Here is a 23,065-nt window from a genome sequence, read left to right as displayed (position 1 = left end):
CGAACTCATTTAAGATCATATTATAGACTTTCTCCCATAGAAAGTCTTTTTTTGTTTTAGGCTTAATTCAATTTATTTCTATATTTGTTTACAAATACTTAACAGAAGTTTAGTAATGTGTTAATCTTTGAAGTTTACTTTTGGTTGTGGAAAAAAATCACATTTACCAAATGTCTAAATAATGGAATTAACGCAAAGATTTAAACAACGTATTAGTCAACTGGATGAACGCTCTGTCGCCATGATATTGGCACTTACAGCATTTCTTTGCTATACCTGTATGTATTCATTTAGAAAATCTTTTACTGCCGCATCTTATGATGATGCTTCAGTATGGGGAATCAATTATAAAGTCTGTTTAGTTATTACTCAGATGGTCGGGTACATGTTCTCTAAATTTTATGGTATAAAATTTATTGCAGAAAGTAAGCAAAAGAATCGTGGACGCTATCTGATTATATTGATTTGTATTTCCTGGTTAAGTTTGTTAGCATTTGCTTGGTGTCCACGTCCTTGGAATATTATTTTTCTTTTATTGAATGGATTTCCTTTAGGTATGGTGTGGGGTTTGGTTTTTAGTTATCTGGAAGGTAGACGTTATACAGAAATAATGGGAGCAGTTATGGCTGTCAGTTTGATTTTTGCTTCAGGTTTGATTAAAACAGTGGGACGTTGGTTAATGGCTACTTTTCCAATTGATGAGTATTGGATGCCCTTTTGTACAGGTTTTTTATTCTTACTTCCTTTTATCGGTTGTGTCTGGTTGTTAGAGCACGCACCGGGACCAACAGAACAGGATAAAGCCTTGAGAACAGAACGAGTAGCGATGGATAGTACTAGTCGAAAAGAGTTTTTTAAAATGTTTAAACCTGGAATTTTGCTCACTGTTGTGATTTATACCATGTTGACAATTATCAGGGATGTTCGAGATAATTTTGAAATTGAAATCTGGGAAATGCTCCATGTAAAAGGCAATGGCATTTTTGCAAAAGTTGACGGTATAATTGCTTTGATTGTATTGGTACTGGTGGCATTGTTGATTGTGGTGAAAGATAATTTAAAAGCATTTAAATTGATTCACATGTTGATTATAGTAGGTTTTCTTATAGCAGGTGGTTCTACTTATCTTTTTAGCCATCAACTTATCGATGGATTAAGTTGGATGTTGCTGGTAGGGCTTGGTCTTTATTTAGCATATATCCCGTACAACGCCATCTTTTTTGAAAGGATGATTGCTACATACAAAATGAAAAGCAATATAGGTTTTGTCATGTACTTGGCAGATTCGATCGGATATTTAGGCAGCTTTATAGTTTTACTGAATAAGGAGTTATTACCTAATTCCGTGACGTGGGGAAGTTATTTCATACAATTGGTTTTTTTCGCATCTATCATCGGTGGGGGATTATCCTTACTATCTTTATATTATTTTGCGCGTAAAAAAGAAGCGATGGATAAACAGGAACAGGAGGCAGAGAAACTATGGTGTGTGAATAGTAGTGATGTTCAAATAAGTTAATAAAAATACATAAAATGAATTTGAGTAAATATGATCTAATCGTAGTGGGAGGAGGAATCTTAGGAACCTTCCATGCCTACCATGCTTTGGTAAAAGGATTACGCGTTCTACAATTGGAGAAAGATAATTATCCGGTAAGCTCAACGGTACGCAATTTTGGACAGGTTGTGCCATCAGGGATGTCTGGAAAATGGTTTGATTATGGTGTTAGAGGTTTAGAAATCTATAAGTCCATTCAAAATGAAATGGATATTTCTGTTCGCAATAATGGCAGTATCTATATTGCATCCGACGCAGATGAAGTACAGATGCTGCATGAATTAAGTGCACATTATAAGCAGGTTGGATATGCGCATGAGCTATGGTCAAAAGAACAGATCTTAAAGACCTATCCTATGATAAAGGACACGTATGTAAAAGAGGCTATTGTTTTTAAACAAGAGGTTAGCGTTGAACCAGATTTAATGATCCATCGCTTACATGCTTATATGCAGACTAAGTTTGAGCAGTATACATTAAAATATGATACAACTGTGATGGCTTGCGAGGATTATGCTGACTTTGTTAAAGTGACAACGAGTGATATGCAACTATTCGATGCTGATAAGGTTATCATATGCAATGGATATGAATTCAAGATTCTTTATAGATCATTATTTGACGATAGTGGTTTGAAGATCAGTAAACTTCAGATGATGCGTACAAAGCCGATGAAAGATCTGCATTTACCAGGAAATATTTTAACAGGGCTTACGACAAGACGTTATGAAAGTTTCGAAGAATATTGTCCATCTTTCCATCAAATAAAAGTGCCTGAACACTATAAAGAATTGCGTGAACAAGGAATACATATCTTATTTAAGCAAGCCATAGATGGCAGTATCATTGTTGGAGATTCACATGAATATGCACAAGGTAATCAACTGGATGAATTAGGATTTGCTATTAATTCAAAGATTAATGATCTCATGTTGAATGAAGCGAATCGTATTATCACTATGGATCAGTCTATGATTGCAAGCTCATGGGCTGGATTTTATGCTCAGCATGACAATGATATTTTAGAAGTGGATATAAGTGAGCGTATTCATGTACGTACCGGAATCGGCGGAAAAGGTATGACAGCCAGTGCTGGTTATGCCGAGAAAAGCATTGCAGCGATCTTTGCATAAAAGCAAAAAATATAAGGTAGTTTTAGAGGCTTAGCATTTCGTTGCTAGGCTTTTTTTATAAAATCAAATTGAATATTGGCTTGATATCAAATATGGATTTTTATGGTACAAATAATAATATTAACTCTTTTTAAAGATATAGTTGATAATTTTTTCTTTTATAGCTATAAAATGATACATTTAGGGAATTAAAAAGAAGTTAACCAATTATAATGAAAAATAAGTTAGGCTATAGATTGCTTTGGGAACGTGTGCGGAATGGTGATGAACAAGCGTTTTTTGATTTATATGCCGCATTATTTAACGAATTGGTGAATTTTGGTATTCGTACATGTGGAGATGCTGATCTGGCGAGTGAAGCAACAGATGAAATTTTCGTTACCATTTGGGAAAAACGAGATCGCCTTGATCGCGTAGAAAATGTGCAGGCATACCTCATTACATTTTTAAAAAGAAAAATTCTTCGACTCTTAGAAAAACAACATAAAATACAAACTGCTTTGCGACATGTGAAAGCAGAAGATGATTGGATAGAAATGCCATATGAAGAATTTATTATTAAGGTACAAACAAATGAATGGATTCAGATCCGATTAAAAGAAGCACTAGAAAAATTAAGTTTTCGGCAAAAACAACTCATTCATCTTAAATTTTTTGAAGGATATTCCTACGAAAAAATAGCAGAAACCACTCAGATGACGGTGAAAACTGCTTATAATACGTTGTACGATGCCTTAAAAGTACTACGTCAAGAATTAAAAGATTTGTAAATTAGCATAATACGTGTATTTTATTTAATTGATTTACAGTTATTTGTGTTTTATTTTAAAATTTCTTTAGGAAAAAAGTGCAATCCTCTGCACTCTATAATAAAGACCTAAAGAATGAGCCAAAAAGATTACAACAATATTGAAGACTTTTTAATAGATGATACTTTCCAGAAGTATTGTTCTGGAGAAAATAAATCTTGTATACAATATTGGGAGCAGTATATTGTCAATCATCCTGAGCAGTTAGAAACGATTCAACATGCTAAAAGATTATATCAAGTTCTTGTAGGCAACAAACCTGCTGTTAATGAAAGGTTAGAGCATATGAAAGCGCGCCTTAAAGAGGAGAAAAATGAACTTTCTATTTTTTCTTGGCATCTCTCTCACTTATTTCGTATTGCTGCAGTTCTCGCCCTTTTCGGTTTCGCTTACTTTTGGTATACACAATTTTATTCTAAAAGAATTGAGCCGTTGGATCAATTTGTAGCTGCCCAGATATTCGAAACTAAAAAAGGAGAGAAGAAAACATTTGATTTGCCAGATGGCACCACAATAACATTAAATTCTGATAGTAAACTGGAACTTGATAAGGATTTTAATGATCATGCACGACATGTCTATCTAACTGGAGAAGGCTTTTTTGAAGTTAAAAAAGATAAAGAGAAGCCCTTTGTAGTTTACGCGAATGATTTTGATATTTCTGTCCTTGGAACAACTTTCAATGTGAAATCCTATCCTAATGATGGAACATCTGAAGCTTTTTTAGTGGAGGGATTAATTGAGATGCGGAGTAAGGGAATTAATGAGAACTCCATGATTATCAAGCCTAATCAGAAAATTATCTTATATAAAAATCAATTTATTGAGGCTAAAAAAGACCCCGCCGTTAAAAAGGAAGCGTTAAAAAGCAACGTTAAGGAAATCAAAATTCAAGATTTTTCAGTAGATGAACCTGCCGTCAGTTCTAAGGAGATTGCCTGGAAAGATAATCGATTAGAAATCATGGACCAAGATTTTGAATCATTGCGACATACCTTAGAACGATGGTACGATGTGGATATAGAGATTAAAAATAGAAATCTTGAAGATTATCGATTTACAGCGACTTTTTCAAAAGAAAATATAAACCAAGTATTAAATGCATTACAAAAAGTAGAACCTTTTAATTATGAGATATATGGAAGAAAAATAACCATTTACTAAAAAAAATAGGATGGCGGACCAACGCCATCCTTGAAAAAAAGATTAATTCTTAAGCAGCAATTCTGGAAAAACGTGCTGCTCTTTATTGAATTTTAAACCTAATACTAAAGTATGATAAAAAATTGCTTATTGCAAATGCGTAATGGCTACATTGTGCATTTTAGATTCATTATACGGATGAAACTAACCTTGATTATGAGTGCATTTGTCGTAATGAATGTTTCGGCTAATGTTTATTCCCAACAAAAAGTATCGCTTGATGTCCAAAAAACAAAATTGAGCAGAGTACTTAAAATGATTGAAGAAAAAAGTGACTATTACTTTGTCTATGGCTCAAGTAATGACAATCTGAATAAGGAGGTTTCCATGCAGGTTGAGAATGGACGAGTTACGGATATTTTAGCCAAATTATTTAATAAGACTGGCCTTACATATAGTATCTCAAACGAGGGTTTGGTGGTTGTCAGCCAGCAATAGAATAAAGTTTATGAAGGTATTGTAACAGATGAAAAAGGCAACTCACTCGTGGGAGCTACAGTTCGTGTTAAAGGTTCTGCAGTCGCAAGAGCTACTGACTTAAACGGTAAGTTCTCCATTAACGCACTGACGGGAAATACACTTGTCATTTCATTTGCTGGTTATAATTCAGAGGAGCCGGTTCTGGGTAATGATACTTCTATTAAAATCGTTTTGACGGAAGATAATCGTATGCTGAATGAAGTTGTTGTGACTGCGTTGGGTATGAAAAAAGAGAAACGCTCTTTAGGTTATTCGGTTACTCAGGTTCAAGGTGAATCGTTGACGCAAGCGCGTGAAAATAATGTTGTAAATGCCTTAGTTGGGAAGGTTGCTGGTTTGGATATCGGTAGTACTTCTGGGGGAGCGGGAGCTGCGACGAATGTAACGATTCGTGGTATTTCCAGTATAAGTCAGACGAATCAACCGTTATATGTTATTAATGGTATTCCCATGGAAAATAAACCTGTAGGTGTTGGAAATGCCAATTCAAAAGGTAATTCTGGAAGCCAGTGGGACAATGCACCCGATTTAGGAGACGCGATCAGTAATATTAACCCAGATGATATTGAAAGTATTTCCGTATTAAAAGGAGCTGCGGCTTCAGCATTGTATGGTGCACGTGCTAAAGCAGGTGTAATTCTGATCACAACTAAATCTGGAAAAGGTAATTCAATTGATTTCAATAGTAACTTTGTTGGAGAACAAATAATTGACCAAACTGATTGGCAAACAATCTATGGGCAAGGGGCTAGTGGTGTAAAACCAAATAGTCAAAAAGCAGCAGCTCAAGTCGGTAGTTCCAGTTGGGGAGCAAAATTAGATGGTACACCTGTTGTTCAATTTGATGGTAAAGAAAGACCATATTCTTTACAAAAGGGGAATTTAGATCGTTTTTATAGATCAGGTAGTACTTGGACCAATACGCTTGCTCTAAACAAGAGCTTCGATGGTGGCTCGATCCGTTTATCAGCATCTGATGTTAAAAATAAATCGGTAGTTCCTAATTCTGGTTTAGATAGGCAGTCATTTAATCTGGCAGGTATGTTTGAACCGATCAAAAGGTTGACGATTGACGCTCGTGTTAATTTGATCTATGAGCAGGTGAAAAATAGACCCATGCTTTCGGACGGTGCAGGGAATGCTAATTTTAATGCAATGTTTATTCCAACAAGTGTCAATGTAGATGACTTAAAACCGTGGAAAGATGAGCATGGTAATGAGGTTGCGTTCAATACAGGAAATGTATATGCTACTAATCCATGGTTTGCCGCTTATGAATTTCAAAATAATACAAAGCGTGATCGCTCAATAAGTTCAATAGCCGCAAAATATACGTTTATTAATGGCTTATTTATCCAAGGACGCGCAGGTAGGGATGGCTATAATGATCAATATACAAATGTATTGCCTACAGGTACAGCTTATTACGCTACTGGTAAGATTAGTGAACAGAATACAAAATTTGTTGACATTAATACAGACATATTACTTGGTAAATCATTTCAATTTGGAGATTATTCGATAACTCCCAATGTTGGAGCTGCATACCGTAATACTGAATCTCAACAGACAACCAATAACGGAGTAGATTTTGCCGTTCCATTTGTTTATACAATAAGTAATGCATTAAATAAATCGATCGCTTTGGGTTATTATCAAAATGAGATGCAGTCGGTTTATGGTACAATGGAGTTTGCTTACAAAGATGTTCTTTACTTAAATGGAAGTTTGCGGTCAGATTGGTTCTCAACTTTGGCTTCCCCTGGCAAGGATAATAAATTAAATTCTGTATATCCGTCGATCTCTACATCATTTATTTTTTCTGAATATTTAAAACCATCATGGTTAAGTTTCGGTAAGTTAAGAGCAGGTTTTGCACAAGTAGGACAAGCTACAGATCCTTTTCAAACCATGTTGACTTACGGATTAAGGAGCGAGTCTTTACAGGGTAAACCTCTTGGAATTATTTCAAATGTTAACATTCCAAATTCTTCGCTATTACCATCTACAGCAAAAGAACTTGAAATTGGTACAGAATTACGTCTTTTTAATGATCGTGTAAATTTGGATTTGACATGGTATAATAAAAAATCGAAAAATGAGATTACTTATGTAAAGGTTGCAACTACTTCAGGATATTCTGCAGCAGTTTTAAATGCTGGTGAAATGCAAAATCAGGGATTTGAAGCTTTACTTTCTGCGACAATTATTAAGAATGATCACTTTAAATGGGTGTCAACTTTAAATGGATCTTTTAATGATAATAAAGTACTTTCTTTAGCGGATGGTATTGATGAGAGTAATCCATTAACGATTGCAACTTCTCGTTCAGGAGTAGGTTTTACGTCAATAATAGTCGGTAAATCTATTCATCAGGTAATGGCTTTTGATAATAAATACGATGCAAATGGGAATATCGTTTTACTGGATGATGATGCCAAATCACCTGCTCGAGGTGATTTGGAAGCCTATGGGTCTGCTATGAATAAATGGTTTGCAGGCTGGAATAATGAATTCAGTTATAAAAATTTAAATGTTTCGTTCTTGATTGATGGAAAATGGGGCGGTAAATTGTTTTCAGCAACTAATTATTATGGATACATCAATGGATTACATCAAGCAACATTGGATAATCGTGAATCTTTAGGGACAAATGCAGCGGCCTATTATACGAATGTTGCAAATAACGTTTCAAAAAACTTTGTTCAAAGTTCAGATTTTATAAAATTGAGACAAGTTGTAATTGGTTATAATTTCCCTGTTAAAATGTTCAATAATAGAATTAAATCCCTTAATGTTAGTGCTGTAGGCCGTAACTTATTTGTGCTGATGAAGAAAACGGATAATATTGATCCTGAATCAAGTTACAATGCAACATTTCCTGGTTTGGAGTTAGGTGGAGTACCTGCAGTACGGACGTTTGGTGCTAATTTAAGTGTTAAATTTTAATGAAGTTTACAATGAGAAAAATATTTAAACCAATTATATCGGGTTTAGCAGTTACACTATTGCTAAGTGCAGGAAGTTGTACAAAAGATTTTGAAAAAATCAACACGGATCCCAATGCATATACGAATGAGAATTTTAATCCTAATTATTTGCTATCAACGTCACAGTTGACCTATACAGGAAGTACCGATTTTGCTTACGATACTTGGAGAGCAAATTTAATTTATGCTTCTACAATGATGCAAGGTTTTTCTACGGTGGTGAGTTATTGGGCTGGAGATAAATATATTTTGAATGAAGCATATACAACTGCTTATTGGGGTACATCTGCAGTCGGAGCCTACTCTGAGCAAGTTCGTAATATTGTTGATCTTGTATATAATACTAAAGGAAAACCGGAGTATAATAACCTACATCAGATAGCAAGAATCTGGAAAGCTTTAATTTTTGCAAGACTGACAGATTTGTATGGAGATATTCCTTATTCAGAAGCAGGTCTGGGTTATCATGATAAAATATATACACCAAAATATGATAAGCAACAAGATATTTATAATGATCTTTTAAAGGAAGTAGATGAAGCTACCAATGCATTAACAGCTTCTAGTGAAAATTTAGTCGGAGATGTAATATATAGAGGTGATATTAATAAATGGAAGAAGTTTGGAAATTCATTTATATTACGTCTAGCAATGCGTCTAATTAAGGTCGATGAAAACAAAGCAAAAGAATATGCGAATAAAGTTATTAATAAGACCATGACGTCTAATGATGACAATGCTTATCTAAAACATGAAACTTCTGGTGCACGCGTCACTCAAAATAGAAATAGCCAAGTGTTATTAGGTGATGGAGGGCAAGAGCATTTTTATACTAAATGGTCCAAGACCTTTATCGATTTCTTGAAAAAATCAAATGATCCAAGACTGGCTAAAATAGCTGTTACTAAATTATATTTATCTGACGGGAATAAAGATCAAAATGCAAGTTTTATTACTGATCCAGCAAAACAGAAAGGAATGCCTAATGGTAAAGATTTAGGTGCTAAACCAGAATACAATATTGCAAGTGACCTGAATTTTACAAAAATGGATGAATACTCTTCGGCTCACCCTGAAATGATCAAAAGAGAGGCACCTACATTTATTCTAACATATGCTGAAACAGAACTTCTATGGGCCGAGGCAGCTCAGAGATGGAGTATTGGCGGTAGTGCATCACAGCATTATAAAAATGGAGTTAAAGCGGGACTTACATATTTAAATCAGTATAGTTCTACATTAGGGATTTCTGAAGCAGAGGCAGAAGAGTATGTTATTAAAAACCCTTTGAATACAAGTGATGCACTTAATCAAATTAATTCCCAATATTGGGCACATACTATCACAATGCTCGATTTTTATGAAACTTGGAGTAATTGGAGAAGAACAGGATATCCTATTTTAATTTCGATCGGTAATTATCCGGGAAATGCAACAGGAGGAACTATCCCGAGAAGATTTCCTTATCCGGTAATGGAAGCTGCTGAGAATCCAGAAAATTATAAAGCAGCTTCAAATGCAGTAACTGGTGGAGATAAATTAACCGGACGTGTTTGGTGGGATAAGTAATTTCTTGCATCTTTAACAGAGATCAAATGCAAGTACTTTGATCTCTGTTAAAATAAAAAACCATTTTATGAAAAACCTAATAAATCAAAAGTTAATCATTTTGTCATTTGTTGCTGCATGTTCATCATGTGCGCCAAAGTCTGATAAACCTGTGGAAAGTATACAAAATATTGCAGGAACCTATCGTTTACTTGAAAGTAAAACCATAAAAGGAACAGACACGATTCTTGCTTTTACAGATACATCAAAAACAGAGATGTTTAAGATGTTTAATGGAGATCATTTTTCTTTTTTTAATCACGATAAAGAGAAAGGGAAAGGAAAAGAACCATTATTTGTCTCGGGAGGAGGTACATATACACTAAATGGTAATAAATATAAAGAACATTTACAGTATTGCAGCATGCGCGACTGGGAAAATACTACTTTTGATTTTGAGCTAACTCAAAAAGGAGATACACTTATTCAAAAAGGTGAAGAAAATCTTCCAGAATTAGGTGTTAAACAAATAATAATTGAAACCTATATCAAGCTTAAATAGCCCATTTTAATTATCAGGTTGGTAATCGTATTTAAAATTGCTACTTATTAAAAAACAAAGCCTTTCGCAATATTTCCGAAAGGCTTTGTTGTATCTCATTAAGTGGGCACTATTTTCTCTTTTCCATACGAACTAAATATTGGTCGTGTTCATCTTCAAATAGAATTTGTACTACCCAGTTTAATTCATATGCAATTTTAATGAGCATCTTTTGATCCAGATATAACCACTTGAATTTATCTCCAAAATTTCCCTGATATTGATATTGATAATTTATCTCTCCAAAATAGTGATCAGGTCGTTTTATTTTATATTCCTCATAAAGATACTCGATGTTTGACGTATCAAAGATAAGCTGTCCACGATCTGTTAATATGGATTCAGCATGAATCAAAAGGTTTTTAAAGCCTTCTATATCGCCTGCTAATCCAATTCCATTCATCAAGAACAAGAGCGTATCATATTTATGATCTTTGAATTGATAAAAATCGTTATGATGTATTTTTTGAACCCCTCTCTGTTGCATGATCTGACAGGCTATGTTCGATACTTCAAGTGCTTCAACGTCAAAGTTTTTGTTTTGCAAATACAACGTGTGACAACCTACGCCAGCGCCCACATCTAAAACACGTCCATCACATAGGGAAAGCGCAATAAATTCCAGTTCAGGAATCTCGTCTTCGTCGCGAAAAAATATATCAACGGGCATTTCTTCAATATCACCATAACTACTGTGTAACAGCAGAGGCGCTACCTCTTTTTGATGAATGTAATAATCGTTTAAGGCTTCGCCGTAAATATCTCTAGTCATGTATCATTAATATTTGTTTTGCTAATTTGATAGTCGCTGGATCTCCAGTGTTCTTTTTGGGTTCATCCGATAATTTAATTACTTGCGTCCATTCATCATCTTCTGGTTGTGTTTCAGTCATTTTAATCACTATATTCATTTGTGTCAGGCCAACATCATTAGTGAAGTTCGTACCTACTCCAAATGAATGTCCAATTTTGCCTTTACAATACTGCGTTATATGAGCCACTTTATCATAATCTAAACCGTCCGAAAATATGATGGTTTTCGATAAAGGATCGATTCCCTTATTGACATAATGTGAAATGATTTTTTCAGCGAACTCTATAGGATCTCCGCTGTCATGTCGTACACCATCAAATAATTTGGTGAGTTTTTTATCAAATTGCCTAAAGAATACTTCTGTTGTGTACGTGTCAGATAGCGCGATACCCAAGTCACCTCTGTATACATCGGCCCAATGTTCGAGACCAAGCAAATTTGCCATTTTGTAACCATACTTGGCTGCATGAAACATAAACCATTCATGAGCATGTGTGCCAATAGGTTTAATTTGATATTGCATAGCAAGAAGAACATTACTCGTTCCGATAAAAGTACCAGCCCCATATTCTTTTAATGTTTCTACGACAAGTTTGTGAACCTGAAAAGAATGTCTTCTCCTTGTACCAAAATCTGCGATTGTAATATTTAATTTCTTATATTTTTCAATTTTAGTTTTAGCATCATCAATAACCTGTTCATTCGTTAAACGCTTCTGTTCAGTTATTTGGTAATAAAGTTCACATATTAAAGCCATGATCGGAACTTCCCATAGAATGGTACGGTACCAATATCCTTCAATTTTAACTTCTAAATCTTCGCCATTTTGAATAATACTGATCTCATCAGGATCATAGCGATAGCCCTGTAAGAAGTCAAAATAAGTAGGGTCAATATATGGGCAATTTTGAGCAAAAAACATTTTTTCAGCTTTGCTCAATTTTAGATTTGCCATCGCATCGATTGCCTCTCTTAGTTTTTTATCAAATCCTATCGGAAATTTATGTTGACCGCGATTAATGAATTGGTATCGAGCCTTTGCTTTTGGAAATAACTTGACAACAGCATATTGCATCGTGAACTTATAAAAGTCGTTGTCTAGTATGGATGTTAGTTGAGCCATTGGCTTCTTAATATAAAGTGAATAAGAATGTAAATTTAATAATTAACATCAATTTAAAGTAATTGTTCGGAAAATCCAATTTGTGTCTTATTCATAAAAAAGAGGCTTAGTATCATTACTAAGCCTCTCCATAAAATTATTTCAATTCTTATCTTGTACGTGTACTGCCGCTTCTGGTAGCTCCCGACTGTGTTGAGCTTCTTTCATTGGTACTATTATTACTTCTTTCCACACTATTTGACTGTGCTCTCGCAGGTCGTTCCGTATTGGTTGAAGGGGCAGTTCTACTACTTCTACTTTCGTTGTTCGAAGTTGACTGAACCCTTCCAGGTCGTTCTGTATTCGTAGGCGCAGTTCTGCTACTTCTAGTTTCGTTGTTTGAAGTTTCCTGTACTCTAGCTGGTCGCTCTGTGTTCGTAGGGGCAGTTCTGCTACTTCTAGTTTCATTGTTTGTACTCGTTTGAACCCTAGCTGGTCGCTCAGTTCTAGATTGTTCTACTGTATTTGTATTTCTTGTAGGCCTTTCTGTACGAACTGAAGTATTGTTATTATTATTATTATTATTATTATCGATAGATTGTACTCTCTCCCGGGTGTTTCTGGTATTGGAAGAACCATTATCTGTATTAGATGAGTTACTTCTTGTGCTACCACCATTATTGTTTATACGTCCATCTGTTCTATCAATATTACTATTATTGCCTCTTGTTCTATCTGTTGATCCATTTTCTCTCGATCTAACAGTAGCATTTCCACTATTGTCAATATATAATTCGCGACTACCTCTCGTACTGGTCATATTATCTCTTGTAGATATCACCCGATCATTTCTATTTTGTAAAGAAGTATTGTTGCTGCGTGTACGGGATGAAGCTTCAGCAACCCGGCTTGGTCTTGCATCAGTTCTTGAATTACGATCCACATTTGGACGATAGATATCAACACTGCTACGCGTTACACGTGATGCACCGGGTCTATCAGAATTATTAATACTTCTTACGCTTACACGTCTTCCTGTACTTCTTTCAATATCTGATCTTCTTGGACCACCATAATAGTTTTTATTATTGATGATAACAGTATTATTGATAATTGTAGTTCTATTATAAAAATTATTATAATTACGAGGGTGAACATAGTAACGATCTAATCTATTGCTATAGATGTTAGACGACCCAACAAATACCCATAAATTCATAGGAAGATTGATCGAAATATTAATTCCTAAAGGTGCCCATCCATAATAACCAGAACCTTCTCTCCAATTGACCCAGGCTGGTCCCCATTCATAATCTGGGATCCACGCCCAACCATAATTGTTGTTGTATTCCCATCTACCATAATGGAATGGTGCCCATCCCCAAGAATAATTTGATACCCATGTATTTCCATATTCGGTCATGGTCCAATATCCATTGGTTGAATAAGGCTGGAAGTTGGGACCTACATCTGGTATCCACATATAACCATAATTGCGGTCATTTACCCAGTCACCATAAGGCGCTAGTTCATCATAAAATGTTTGAAAAGAAACACCACTGTTATAATTAGAATATCCACGTTGTGCTAACGAAGATTTGGGCGTCGCAAAAAACAGGATACTAAAAACTGTTAATGCGATTAATTTTATATATTTAATTTTTTTCATGATATTTCTTTTTTATCGATCGTGAAAAATAGTTCTTTATTTTATACGTATGACACCTATAATGTACATATGGTTTAATCTGTGATTTGTTTTTTATGTAGGCAAAACTTATTCCAGATTATTTTGTTGTTTTCTAGGGCTCTAAGAAAACTTAAGCGGAAACTAAGTGATTATGGTTTGATAATAATTACCTATTTTTTGTACCTTTATCCCTTCAATCGTGTCATAAAATATTGTACACAGGAAATATTTATTTGAATGTTAAATAAACTTCGATCATTTTTTACTGAATTCGCAAATATCCATCGATTCTTAATTCGATTCTGGAAAGAACTTGTCACACCTCCTTATGAATTTAAGGAAATAATACGTCAATGTTTTGAAATTGGATGGAAATCATTACCCTTAATCAGTTTAACGGGTTTTATTGTGGGATTTGTTTTTTCTAAACAATCACGACCTTCATTGGAAGAGTTTGGAGCAACCTCTATGTTACCTTCATTGATTTCCATTGCTATTGTTCGGGCGTTAGCCCCTTTGGTAACGGCACTGATTGCATCCGGAAAAATTGGTTCGCAGGTAGGGGCTGAATTGAGTTCGATGAATGTTACCGAACAAATCGATGCGATGGAAGTTTCGGGAACAAACCCATTTAAATTTTTAATTGTAAGTCGTATTATAGCGACAACAATAGGTATTCCTATTTTATGTTTTTATGTTGCGGGAATCGGACTTCTTGGTGGATACCTAAGCATGGCATCCAAAGATGATCTAAGCTTTTTAAGTTTCTTTACACAAGTCTTCGAAACAATTGGTTATCAGGATTTATGGGCAATGGTTTTTAGAGCTATCGTATTTGGTTTTACTATCGGTGCAGTGAGTTGTTATTGTGGATATTATTCTTCAAAAGGAACTGAGGGGGTTGGTAAAGCGGCTAATGCCGCAGTTGTAGCTTCCATGTTTTTAGTTTTTATTGAAGAAATTATCATTGTACAAATTTTATCAATAATAAATTAGTGATGGAAAAAGTAAAAACACATATCGATTATCAAGATTCTGTCATTACAATACGCGGTGTTAGTAAATCATTCGCAGAGAACCATGTATTAAGAAATGTTGATTTAGACTTATACCGGGGGGAAAACTTAGTGGTTTTGGGACGTTCTGGTACTGGTAAATCCGTATTAATAAAACTTATTGCTGGACTTTTACAGCCTGATGTGGGGAGTATTGAAGTTCTTGGAAATTCTGTTAATGATTTGGATAACCATGAGTTGATGAAGCTGCGGTTGCGTATAGGATTTTCATTTCAAAATAGCGCTTTGTATGATAGTATGACGGTACGTGAAAATCTTGAATTTCCATTGATTCGTAATAAAAGAAATCTTACACGTGCTGAAATCAATAAAGAGGTGGAAGATGTGCTAGAAGGTGTGGGACTATCACAGGCAATCAATCAAATGCCATCTGAATTATCTGGTGGACAGCGTAAAAGAATCGGTATCGCGCGTACATTAATCTTACGACCGGATATCATGATGTACGATGAGCCAACAGCAGGATTGGATCCAATAACCTGTTTAGATATTAATAGTCTTATTAACGAAGTCCAAGAAAGGTATAAAACATCATCCATTATCATCACACATGATTTAGCTTGTGCCCGATCGGTAGGAGATCGTATTGTGATGTTACTAGATGGTAAATTTGAAAGACAGGGATCTTTTAAGGAAATATTTGAAACAGATGATGCGCGAGTTAAAGCGTTTTATGATTATAATTTTATTGTTTAAATAAATGAGCAAAGTAGAAAATAAGAGAGCAGTAATAGTTGGATTATTCGTATTTATAGGATTAGCTATTCTGATTGCAGGTATATTTATACTGGGGAGTCAACAGAAAAAATTTACTAAAACTTTCGAAATTGCTACGTCTTTCCCTGATGTTGCAGGCTTAAAAGTAGGTAGTAATGTTTGGTTTTCAGGTGTTAAAGTGGGGATTATAAAGAATATTCATTTTAAAAATTTACAGGATGTTGAGGTTGTTATGACCATTGAAGAAAAATCAGCTGAATATATCCGTAAAGATGCCATTACCAAATTAGGATCAGATGGTCTTATTGGTAATAAAATCATTGTGATTTCGGGTGGTTCTCAAAATGCGCCATCGATTGAAGCTAATGATTTTCTTCGTTCTGCGAAAGCCGCAGACATGGAAGCAATGATGGAAACCCTACAGCTTAATAACCAGAACTTGGCAAAAATTACAACAGATTTTGTTGAAATTTCACGTGGTTTAGTTGAAGGGCGTGGTGTAGTTGGATCTTTATTGACAGATACAGCCATGTTATCTTCGCTTCATATGTCTTTGCAGTCGATCAGTCAGGTTATGGCCAGTACAAATAAAGCAACATCTAACCTTGTTCTATTGACAGAAAAATTAAATTCGAATAAAGGCTTAGTTCACGATCTGACTACAGATACAGCAGTTTTTGCTAGTTTAAGAGCTTCTGCAGCACAACTGCAGGGCGTTTCACAGACAGCTAATGCACTGATGACAAATTTAAATACTGCTTCAGGTAAATTAAGTAGCAAAGATAATGCGATTGGTACATTGATCAATGATCCAGCTGTTGGCAATGAGCTTAGAGAGGCTGTTCGTAACTTAAATAACAGTACCGCTAAATTGGATCAAAATATGGAAGCTTTGCAAAGTAATTTCTTATTGAGAGGTTTCTTTAAGAAGAAAGACAAGGAAGCAAAAAAGGCAGCTGAATTAGAATTGAAAGATTCAGTGAAATAGAAATTTTAATATATTTAAAAAAGTAAAGGGCAATTTTCTTCGAAAATCGCCCTTTACTTTTTTAAGCTATTCTGATTAGGTGTATCTTTGCCTTTATACATAGGCAAGATCTCTTGCATATGTATAATTATTGTAAGATTTTATTTTAACTAAATGCATAATATTACAGATAGAGATGTTATCTATGAAGATAACCACCTCATCGCAATCAATAAAAGGGCAGGAGATATTGTTCAGGTAGACGATACCGGTGATAAGTCTTTAGAAGATATGGTTAAAGAGTATTTAAAATATAAATACAATAAACCTAATGAAGCCTTTTTAGGAGTTATTCATCGTCTGGACAGACCTGTTAGCGGTTTAATCGTTTTTGCAAAAACAAGCAAAGCATTAGAACGTATGAATAAACTGTTTAAAGATAGACAGGTAAAAAAAACTTACCTTGCTGTTGTGAGACAACGTCCACAAGAACCTGCCGGTAAATTGATCAATTGGCTTGTGCGAAATCGTGAAAAAATGGTAACAAAAGCTTTTAATAAAGAAGTGAAAGAAAGCAGCTATGCCGAATTGGATTATACTTTGATCGGTGAACTGAATGGTTTTCATTTATTAAAAGTTGAGCCATTAACAGGACGTACTCATCAGATTCGGGTGCAATTATCCACGATGGGATGTCCTATAGTCGGTGACAATAAATACGGATACCCTCGGGGCAGCTCAAAGGGTAGTATCTGTCTTCATTCGAGATCACTTACTTTTGTTCACCCAATCAAAAAAGAGACGATTACATTAAAGGCTCCATTACAGCATGACGGTTTCTGGGAGAAGTTTTCTAAGTTTAATGACTAGAGTAGCTGTAAAATAATCTTAATTTTTTAAGTATCTTTGTATTATGAAAACGCTTAAGTATTTGCTAGTTACAATTGTTCTGTTTTGCACGATTACGGTAACACCAATCAGTTTAGTATATGCCCAGTGTGCTATGTGTTCCTTAAATGCTGAAAATTCTACTCAGAACGGCAATACACAAGGTAAAGGCTTAAATGATGGAATCTTATTTTTGCTTGTCATTCCTTATTTGGCAGCCGCAGGTTTGGGCTTTCTATGGTATAAAAAATATCGTACTGTAAAGTCGAATAAATCTCAGGAAAAAATTCTTTAAAATTAATAAGATATGCCAACATCTAAAATTCATGCGCTTGTACATTCAAAATGTCCAAGATGTCATGTCGGAAATATGTTTGTCGGACCTGCCTATGGTTTACGTAAACAAAAAACAAATGATGTATGTCCCGTTTGTAATTTGACTTTCGAAATCGAGCCAGGTTATTTTTATGCGGCCATGTATGTCAGTTACGCGATGTCGGTGGCTGAAGTGGTAACATTTGCTTTGGCAACAGCAGTATTAACAGGAAGTGAGTCCCCGTGGACGTATATGGTAGTCCTTTTTGCAACAATTATTATCTTTTCTCCATTTAACTTTCGTTATTCAAGATTGGTCTTATTGCATTACATGACTCCAAAAATTGTTTATGATCCCAAGTGGGAGCTACTAGAAGAAAATAAAAATAAGAGCGATATTTAGTATCGCTCTTATTTTTACAAGTATTTCATTGTACTGTCAAAAATGAACGCTTTATCCTTAAAGTTGGATGAAATTTCATGCTGTAAATGGCTAAGATGATCTTGCTGAAATTGTGCAATGTCCTCTTCACTGGAAACCTGTATCTGAATGCAGTATGTTACTCCTTCATGAGGAGAATTAAGCATTTCCAAAAAACGAGGATTGAAATTAGTGCTGTTTAGAAGATTTTCTTTTATCCAGGAAACTATTTCCTGATGTACAGATTCTTCTGATATGATGGATATGTTATATAAATACATAAGTGCAAAAATATGAACTTTAATTGCCTTATTGAAATATATATCTGTATATTATCGTGGTACAATAAATGTTAGCTGTTCTTGTAAAAATAAAGTTGCACATGATTTGTTATTGCTAATTAATTTTAATCTTTGAGTAGGTTGACGAATGAGTTTGTTTATGCGCGCATATATTACATTTTCTATATTAATTACCTTGCTGTTTCTAGGCATTAGCTGTTCGAATAATAAAACGGAGCGTATACCTATTGAAAGTTTTTTTTCAACTCCTGAAAAGACATCATTTAAAATTTCCCCTGATGGTAATTATATCGCTTATATCGGGTTAGATAATCATTGCAAGAATATTTTTTTATTAAACTTAAATAATCAGGACAGTTCCAAGCAATTGACGTATCAAAATGATATGAACGTTAATAGTTTTGTTTGGGGAGACAATGAAGAGATTATATTTTCAATAGAGCAGACATCTAATGACAGCCTAAGACTATATGCTGTAAATATTTATACAGACGCCCTTCAACCATTGATTAAACCCATGAAAGCAAAATTTCGTTGGGTACAGCCGGCAAGATTATATGATAATGGAATTATAGTAGCTATCAATGATCGAGATTCTTCAACGTTCGATCTTCATAAATTATTTATTGATGGACGCAGATCCGAGATGATTCTTCAAAACTCAGGAAACATCAATTCTTGGTATCTTTCTCAGGATGGTCAAGTAAGACTTGTCATGGCTAATGATAGTGTGGAAGAATCAATGATGTATAGGGCAGATAACGAACAACCTTTTCATCAGGTTTTAAAAAATGATTTCAGTTCTACCATTATACCGATGGGTTTCGTTAAAAACTCGACAACAAATATTTACGCACTTTCAAATATCGGCAGAGATAAGCTGTCGTTAGTTGAGTATGATTTAGAGCAGAAGAAGGAAGTGTATGAAGTTTTTAATAATAAGGAAGTAGATCTCGATTGGGGTGGATATTCTTCTTATACCAATGAAATGCTCTATGCCTCTTATACTCTTTCAAAAAAGAAAAGATTTTTTTTCAACGATAAGATTGCAGGAATATTTAAAAAAATATCTGAAAAAGCAAAGGGATCTGAATTTGATATCATTGACTCGGACTCTTCCTTCAATAAAATCATCATAAGAACATATACAGACACCAATCCTGGTGCAATTTATTATTTTGATTGCCAGGATAACGAATTACATAAACTTACTGATAACAATCCTAATTTAAAAGATCGTGAGTTATCGCAAACAGAATCTGTGAAATATCAAGCCCGCGATGGCAAGATCATTACAGGTTTTATTACCTACCCTTTGCATGAAGATAGGAAGAACCTTCCTGTTGTTGTAATGCCACATGATGGACCTAATCAGCGAGAGGTTTGGGGTTTTGATCACGAAGCACAGTTCTTAGCCAATCGAGGGTATGTTGTATTTCAGATGAACTATCGTGGTTCAGTAGGCTTTGGTAAAGAATTTTGGTCGGCAGGTTTTAAAGAGTGGGGAGGTAAGATTCAAGATGATATTACTGACGGCGTAAAATGGTTAATCAGAGAAGGTATTGCGGATAAAGATAGAATAGCAATTGTTGGAAAAGGCTTTGGGGGGTACTCAGCTTTGCATGCGGCTTGTTTTAATTCTGATATGTATGCCTGTGCAGTATCATATTCGGGGTACACAAACTTGTTCACATATTTTAGAGACATACCACCGTATGTAAAACCCTATTTGCAAAAATACTATCAGATTATTGGAAATCCAATTCGCGAATCGAGCATGTTTAAGCAGATTTCTCCCGTATTTCATTCTAATCGTGTCAAAATTCCAGTTTTAATAGCACAAGGGGGAAAGGATCGATTAAGTTCGGTAACAGATGCCAATCAATTTGTGCAGAAACTTAAAAATAATAATATTCCTGTACAATATATATTGAAAGAAGAAGAGGGTAGAACTTTTAAAAAGGATGAAAATGTCATTCAATATTATCAGGAACTGGAGAAATTTTTAGATAAATATATCGGTAAATAGTGGGGCGATGAGAGGAACAGGTTATAATTATCGTAAGAATTTTGGTTTGCTTTTTGTCTTCTTTGCTTTCGTTACGTTATTGTATTTTGTTGTCATATTTGCAGCTAGAAACTATACTGTAAATCTCGTTAATAACGAATTTACGAATCGCAAATCGGAGGTCTTTGATTTGACATTGGTACCCTTCAATGATTTTTTTCAAAATCGTGTTCCCGAAGTTTCTTTTTATCAGGGATACTTGGATTCTTTGGAAGCAGGAAAATATGCTTACAGCGTCTTAAGCTCTTATCCATTCGTTAAGGAGATCGCTTTTTACGATATGCTTTTTAGTAATGATAATAGAATACTTGCCGGCTTTTCGATCAATGGATTAAATATCAGACCTAAAACATTATCCATATTTACAATTAATAACCGCGGTTTAGATAAAAGGTACATCACCAAACGTGAAGAAATGGGGCCTTTTAACGAGGAATTGAACAGTATGGGGATCAAGGTGGCAAGTTATATTGATAAATTGCAGTCCAGCTCAAAATTAACAGATCGTGACATTCTTCGTGTTTTCTATTCTACGCAACCAGGTCGTATTACTTATCTCAATATTCCGCGCATCAATGATCTATTGGTATATAAAGATATCATGGATACAAAATTAGATCATATTGTGAATTATGAACAGGATATGTTTGTCTTTAGCGTCGATCCGACCTTATTGGATGTTAAAAATATATATCCCAATCTGTATGAAAGAATTGAAGTCGTTCCTATAGTACGTGCTCCTGTAACCTCCGATGTCAAAGAATATGTGACCGAAATGCTTTTACCTGGAGCTCTGGCAGATTATAAATTGTTATTCCATTCCAGCGAATCATTTATCTCAAAAGAAGTGAATCGTAGTTTTTTGCCCGTTGTGCTGGGTATCTCATTAGTTTATTTGATTTTATTGGTTATTTTATATTTGATTTACCGTAATTTAGAAATTAATGGTAGACTGTTTAAATTGCAATATGATTTTATTAATAATTTGACACATGAGTTTAAAACCCCTGTTAGTGTAATAAAAATAGCAGGTAACAATATTAAAAGTGCACAATATTTATCTGATGAAGAGCGTATAATGTATGGAAACATATTGGATCAAGAATCAGATCGGCTGAACAATTTGATGAACAAATTATTGTCATTTAGTCAAATTGAAAATAAAACAATCAAGCTTAAAAGAGAAGAAATTGATTTAAATACATTTGTCGATAATATTGTGGCATCCACACAATTAAAACATGCAGATTTTAAAATAACAAAAGAAATTAACGTCAAATCCAGTCTACTTGCAGATCCTGTATTATTAACAAGTGTGTTTCAAAATTTAATTGATAATGCCTATAAATATTCGGATCAAAAGAGGAAAGTATTAGATATTAAAATACAACAAAATAAAAAGAATTTTGTTATTATCTTTAGAGACGAAGGAATAGGTATAAATAAAAATGAGTTTTCAAATATATTTAAGAAGTTCTATCGGATCAAAAGTCAATACAATCAACAAGGAAGTATTGGTTTGGGTTTAGCCTTTTGTAAAGAGATAACAGAATTTATGGGGGGAGAAATTTCTGTTAAAAGTGAAATCGGTAAAGGAACTACCTTTACTCTCATTTTTTCAGTTTAAAATATAATTAATTATGAGCAAAGAAATAACTGTAGCTGTTATTGAAGATGATGAAAATCTACGCTTTTTAGTTCGTCACAGATTAGAAACGGAAGGATACAATGTTGTTCAAACGGGGGATGGAAATGAGGCTGAAAAGTTGATTTTAGAGAAAAAACCAGATGTTGTATTGCTAGATTGGATGTTGCCAGGTAAGGAAGGTAACGAGATTTGTGAAAATATACGTAAAGCAGGATTTGAAAATATTGTTATCATGATGACTGCTAAATCACAAGATATTGATAAGATCGAAGCTTATAGCTTTGGTGTGACGGATTACATTAGTAAGCCATTCAATATGGACGTATTAATCGCCATGATTGAGAATAAGGTTCGTTTCTTTTTACCTAAAAATACGCCTGAGATCTATCATTTTGGTAAAACTGAACATCAGCCGAACATTCACTCACTTGTGAGAGACGGTAAGAAAATAGAACTTACCATTTTAGAGAATCGTATTTTACTGCATTTTCTACAAAATGTCGGCAAAGAAATAACACGCGAAGAGCTGATGGAAGTCGTTTGGGGGTACAGTTCAAATGTCAATACACGCACCTTAGATATGCATGTGGTTAGATTAAGGAAGAAGATCGAAAAGAATCCTGATAAACCCTATTACTTGCAGACTGTTAGGGGTTTAGGGTATAGATTTGTTGATGAAGAAGAGAATTAAAATGAATTAATGGGTTTGAATTTGTTTTGTTAAAAACAATTCTT

Annotated in this window: 21 protein-coding genes; 17 read left to right on the top strand and 4 right to left on the bottom strand. The window is 34.5% G+C overall.

The genetic code is table 11. From position 1 onward, the window contains the following. Positions 1-181: 181 nt before the first annotated feature. The 8 genes from M2265_RS11810 (at position 182) to M2265_RS11775 (ending at position 10,283) form a co-directional block, all read left to right on the top strand. The gene (locus M2265_RS11810; RefSeq protein WP_207902490.1) at positions 182-1,519 is read left to right on the top strand and encodes a DUF5690 family protein; all 1,338 of its coding nucleotides are present in this window, start codon (positions 182-184) and stop codon (positions 1,517-1,519) included. Positions 1,520-1,533: 14 nt separating this feature from the next. Then, positions 1,534-2,691: a TIGR03364 family FAD-dependent oxidoreductase gene (locus M2265_RS11805; RefSeq protein WP_132772194.1), complete on the top strand. Its 1,158-nt coding sequence runs from the start codon at positions 1,534-1,536 to the stop codon at positions 2,689-2,691. 212 nt (positions 2,692-2,903) lie between these two features. Further along, the gene (locus tag M2265_RS11800; RefSeq protein ID WP_132772195.1) at positions 2,904-3,461 is read left to right on the top strand and encodes an RNA polymerase sigma factor; all 558 of its coding nucleotides are present in this window, start codon (positions 2,904-2,906) and stop codon (positions 3,459-3,461) included. Between the two features lie 114 nt (positions 3,462-3,575). Further along, positions 3,576-4,664 (top strand): FecR family protein, encoded by a 1,089-nt coding sequence (locus M2265_RS11795; RefSeq protein WP_132772196.1) that lies wholly within the window; start codon positions 3,576-3,578, stop codon positions 4,662-4,664. Positions 4,665-4,775: 111 nt separating this feature from the next. Beyond that, positions 4,776-5,141, top strand: a complete 366-nt coding sequence (locus M2265_RS11790) for an STN domain-containing protein (RefSeq protein WP_243655480.1) — start codon at positions 4,776-4,778, stop codon at positions 5,139-5,141. A gap of 18 nt (positions 5,142-5,159) precedes the next feature. Next, complete coding sequence (locus M2265_RS11785) at positions 5,160-8,132, top strand: SusC/RagA family TonB-linked outer membrane protein (RefSeq protein ID WP_262708430.1); 2,973 nt, start codon at positions 5,160-5,162, stop codon at positions 8,130-8,132. Positions 8,133-8,143: 11 nt separating this feature from the next. Continuing rightward, positions 8,144-9,742 (top strand): SusD/RagB family nutrient-binding outer membrane lipoprotein, encoded by a 1,599-nt coding sequence (locus tag M2265_RS11780; RefSeq protein ID WP_132772198.1) that lies wholly within the window; start codon positions 8,144-8,146, stop codon positions 9,740-9,742. Between the two features lie 67 nt (positions 9,743-9,809). After that, positions 9,810-10,283: a hypothetical protein gene (locus M2265_RS11775; RefSeq protein WP_132772199.1), complete on the top strand. Its 474-nt coding sequence runs from the start codon at positions 9,810-9,812 to the stop codon at positions 10,281-10,283. Positions 10,284-10,392: 109 nt separating this feature from the next. Here M2265_RS11775 and M2265_RS11770 read toward each other — a convergent pair whose 3' ends face one another. The 3 genes from M2265_RS11770 to M2265_RS11760 form a co-directional block, all read right to left on the bottom strand. After that, a complete protein-coding gene (locus tag M2265_RS11770; protein WP_132772200.1) occupies positions 10,393-11,094 on the bottom strand; it encodes a class I SAM-dependent methyltransferase in 702 nt (233 codons plus the stop codon). Beyond that, entirely contained in the window at positions 11,087-12,259 is a 1,173-nt protein-coding gene (gene pncB / locus M2265_RS11765; protein ID WP_132772201.1) for a nicotinate phosphoribosyltransferase, read from the bottom strand. Before pncB ends, M2265_RS11770 begins: the two co-directional genes overlap by 8 nt. Before the next feature lie 148 nt (positions 12,260-12,407). Further along, positions 12,408-13,907 carry a DUF6600 domain-containing protein gene (locus tag M2265_RS11760; protein ID WP_132772202.1) on the bottom strand — a complete coding sequence of 500 codons (1,500 nt, stop codon included), beginning with the start codon at positions 13,905-13,907 and terminating at the stop codon, positions 12,408-12,410. A 258-nt stretch (positions 13,908-14,165) separates the two neighbouring features. On the opposite strand from M2265_RS11760, the gene M2265_RS11755 reads away from it, so the two are divergent. The 6 genes from M2265_RS11755 (at position 14,166) to M2265_RS11730 (ending at position 18,294) form a co-directional block, all read left to right on the top strand. Further along, positions 14,166-14,924, top strand: coding sequence for an MlaE family ABC transporter permease (locus tag M2265_RS11755; RefSeq protein WP_132772204.1), 759 nt, complete (start codon positions 14,166-14,168; stop codon positions 14,922-14,924). Between the two features lie 2 nt (positions 14,925-14,926). Beyond that, the gene (locus M2265_RS11750; protein WP_132772206.1) at positions 14,927-15,700 is read left to right on the top strand and encodes an ABC transporter ATP-binding protein; all 774 of its coding nucleotides are present in this window, start codon (positions 14,927-14,929) and stop codon (positions 15,698-15,700) included. 4 nt (positions 15,701-15,704) lie between these two features. After that, positions 15,705-16,709 carry an MlaD family protein gene (locus M2265_RS11745; RefSeq protein WP_132772207.1) on the top strand — a complete coding sequence of 335 codons (1,005 nt, stop codon included), beginning with the start codon at positions 15,705-15,707 and terminating at the stop codon, positions 16,707-16,709. 153 nt (positions 16,710-16,862) lie between these two features. After that, positions 16,863-17,558, top strand: a complete 696-nt coding sequence (locus M2265_RS11740; RefSeq protein WP_132772208.1) for an RluA family pseudouridine synthase — start codon at positions 16,863-16,865, stop codon at positions 17,556-17,558. A 43-nt stretch (positions 17,559-17,601) separates the two neighbouring features. Next, on the top strand, positions 17,602-17,871 hold the full coding sequence (locus tag M2265_RS11735) for a hypothetical protein (protein ID WP_132772210.1): 270 nt from the start codon (positions 17,602-17,604) through the stop codon (positions 17,869-17,871). 12 nt (positions 17,872-17,883) lie between these two features. Then, positions 17,884-18,294: a DUF983 domain-containing protein gene (locus tag M2265_RS11730; protein WP_031287100.1), complete on the top strand. Its 411-nt coding sequence runs from the start codon at positions 17,884-17,886 to the stop codon at positions 18,292-18,294. 14 nt (positions 18,295-18,308) lie between these two features. Here M2265_RS11730 and M2265_RS11725 read toward each other — a convergent pair whose 3' ends face one another. After that, positions 18,309-18,593 (bottom strand): DUF4286 family protein, encoded by a 285-nt coding sequence (locus M2265_RS11725; protein WP_132772211.1) that lies wholly within the window; start codon positions 18,591-18,593, stop codon positions 18,309-18,311. A gap of 160 nt (positions 18,594-18,753) precedes the next feature. Between M2265_RS11725 and M2265_RS11720 the strand changes: the two genes are divergently transcribed. Genes M2265_RS11720 through M2265_RS11710 form a run of 3 tightly spaced genes read left to right on the top strand, consistent with a single transcriptional unit; the run spans position 18,754 to position 23,021 of the window. Further along, a complete protein-coding gene (locus M2265_RS11720; protein WP_132772212.1) occupies positions 18,754-20,643 on the top strand; it encodes an alpha/beta hydrolase family protein in 1,890 nt (629 codons plus the stop codon). A gap of 7 nt (positions 20,644-20,650) precedes the next feature. Continuing rightward, on the top strand, positions 20,651-22,309 hold the full coding sequence (locus M2265_RS11715; RefSeq protein WP_132772214.1) for a sensor histidine kinase: 1,659 nt from the start codon (positions 20,651-20,653) through the stop codon (positions 22,307-22,309). 13 nt (positions 22,310-22,322) lie between these two features. Next, complete coding sequence (locus M2265_RS11710; RefSeq protein WP_132772215.1) at positions 22,323-23,021, top strand: response regulator transcription factor; 699 nt, start codon at positions 22,323-22,325, stop codon at positions 23,019-23,021. Positions 23,022-23,065: the final 44 nt, after the last annotated feature.

Source organism: Sphingobacterium kitahiroshimense (genome assembly GCF_025961315.1).
Lineage (GTDB): Bacteria > Bacteroidota > Bacteroidia > Sphingobacteriales > Sphingobacteriaceae > Sphingobacterium > Sphingobacterium anhuiense.
The sequence above is the reverse complement of the archived record's forward strand: the minus strand, read 5'-3'. Positions and strand labels throughout refer to the sequence as shown.

Excerpts from the sequence above, each read along its gene's own strand:
- M2265_RS11720 (WP_132772212.1), top strand. The coding sequence starts at position 18,754 with ATGCGCGCATATATTACATTTTCTATATTAATTACCTTGCTGTTTCTA.
- M2265_RS11710 (WP_132772215.1), top strand. The coding sequence starts at position 22,323 with ATGAGCAAAGAAATAACTGTAGCTGTTATTGAAGATGATGAAAATCTA.
- M2265_RS11775 (WP_132772199.1), top strand. The coding sequence starts at position 9,810 with ATGAAAAACCTAATAAATCAAAAGTTAATCATTTTGTCATTTGTTGCT.
- M2265_RS11740 (WP_132772208.1), top strand. The coding sequence starts at position 16,863 with ATGCATAATATTACAGATAGAGATGTTATCTATGAAGATAACCACCTC.
- M2265_RS11715 (WP_132772214.1), top strand. The coding sequence starts at position 20,651 with ATGAGAGGAACAGGTTATAATTATCGTAAGAATTTTGGTTTGCTTTTT.
- M2265_RS11810 (WP_207902490.1), top strand. The coding sequence starts at position 182 with ATGGAATTAACGCAAAGATTTAAACAACGTATTAGTCAACTGGATGAA.
- M2265_RS11735 (WP_132772210.1), top strand. The coding sequence starts at position 17,602 with ATGAAAACGCTTAAGTATTTGCTAGTTACAATTGTTCTGTTTTGCACG.
- M2265_RS11725 (WP_132772211.1), bottom strand. The coding sequence starts at position 18,593 with ATGTATTTATATAACATATCCATCATATCAGAAGAATCTGTACATCAG.
- M2265_RS11795 (WP_132772196.1), top strand. The coding sequence starts at position 3,576 with ATGAGCCAAAAAGATTACAACAATATTGAAGACTTTTTAATAGATGAT.
- M2265_RS11800 (WP_132772195.1), top strand. The coding sequence starts at position 2,904 with ATGAAAAATAAGTTAGGCTATAGATTGCTTTGGGAACGTGTGCGGAAT.
- M2265_RS11755 (WP_132772204.1), top strand. The coding sequence starts at position 14,166 with ATGTTAAATAAACTTCGATCATTTTTTACTGAATTCGCAAATATCCAT.
- pncB (WP_132772201.1), bottom strand. The coding sequence starts at position 12,259 with ATGGCTCAACTAACATCCATACTAGACAACGACTTTTATAAGTTCACG.
- M2265_RS11760 (WP_132772202.1), bottom strand. The coding sequence starts at position 13,907 with ATGAAAAAAATTAAATATATAAAATTAATCGCATTAACAGTTTTTAGT.
- M2265_RS11805 (WP_132772194.1), top strand. The coding sequence starts at position 1,534 with ATGAATTTGAGTAAATATGATCTAATCGTAGTGGGAGGAGGAATCTTA.
- M2265_RS11730 (WP_031287100.1), top strand. The coding sequence starts at position 17,884 with ATGCCAACATCTAAAATTCATGCGCTTGTACATTCAAAATGTCCAAGA.
- M2265_RS11745 (WP_132772207.1), top strand. The coding sequence starts at position 15,705 with ATGAGCAAAGTAGAAAATAAGAGAGCAGTAATAGTTGGATTATTCGTA.
- M2265_RS11780 (WP_132772198.1), top strand. The coding sequence starts at position 8,144 with ATGAGAAAAATATTTAAACCAATTATATCGGGTTTAGCAGTTACACTA.
- M2265_RS11770 (WP_132772200.1), bottom strand. The coding sequence starts at position 11,094 with ATGACTAGAGATATTTACGGCGAAGCCTTAAACGATTATTACATTCAT.
- M2265_RS11750 (WP_132772206.1), top strand. The coding sequence starts at position 14,927 with ATGGAAAAAGTAAAAACACATATCGATTATCAAGATTCTGTCATTACA.
- M2265_RS11790 (WP_243655480.1), top strand. The coding sequence starts at position 4,776 with ATGATAAAAAATTGCTTATTGCAAATGCGTAATGGCTACATTGTGCAT.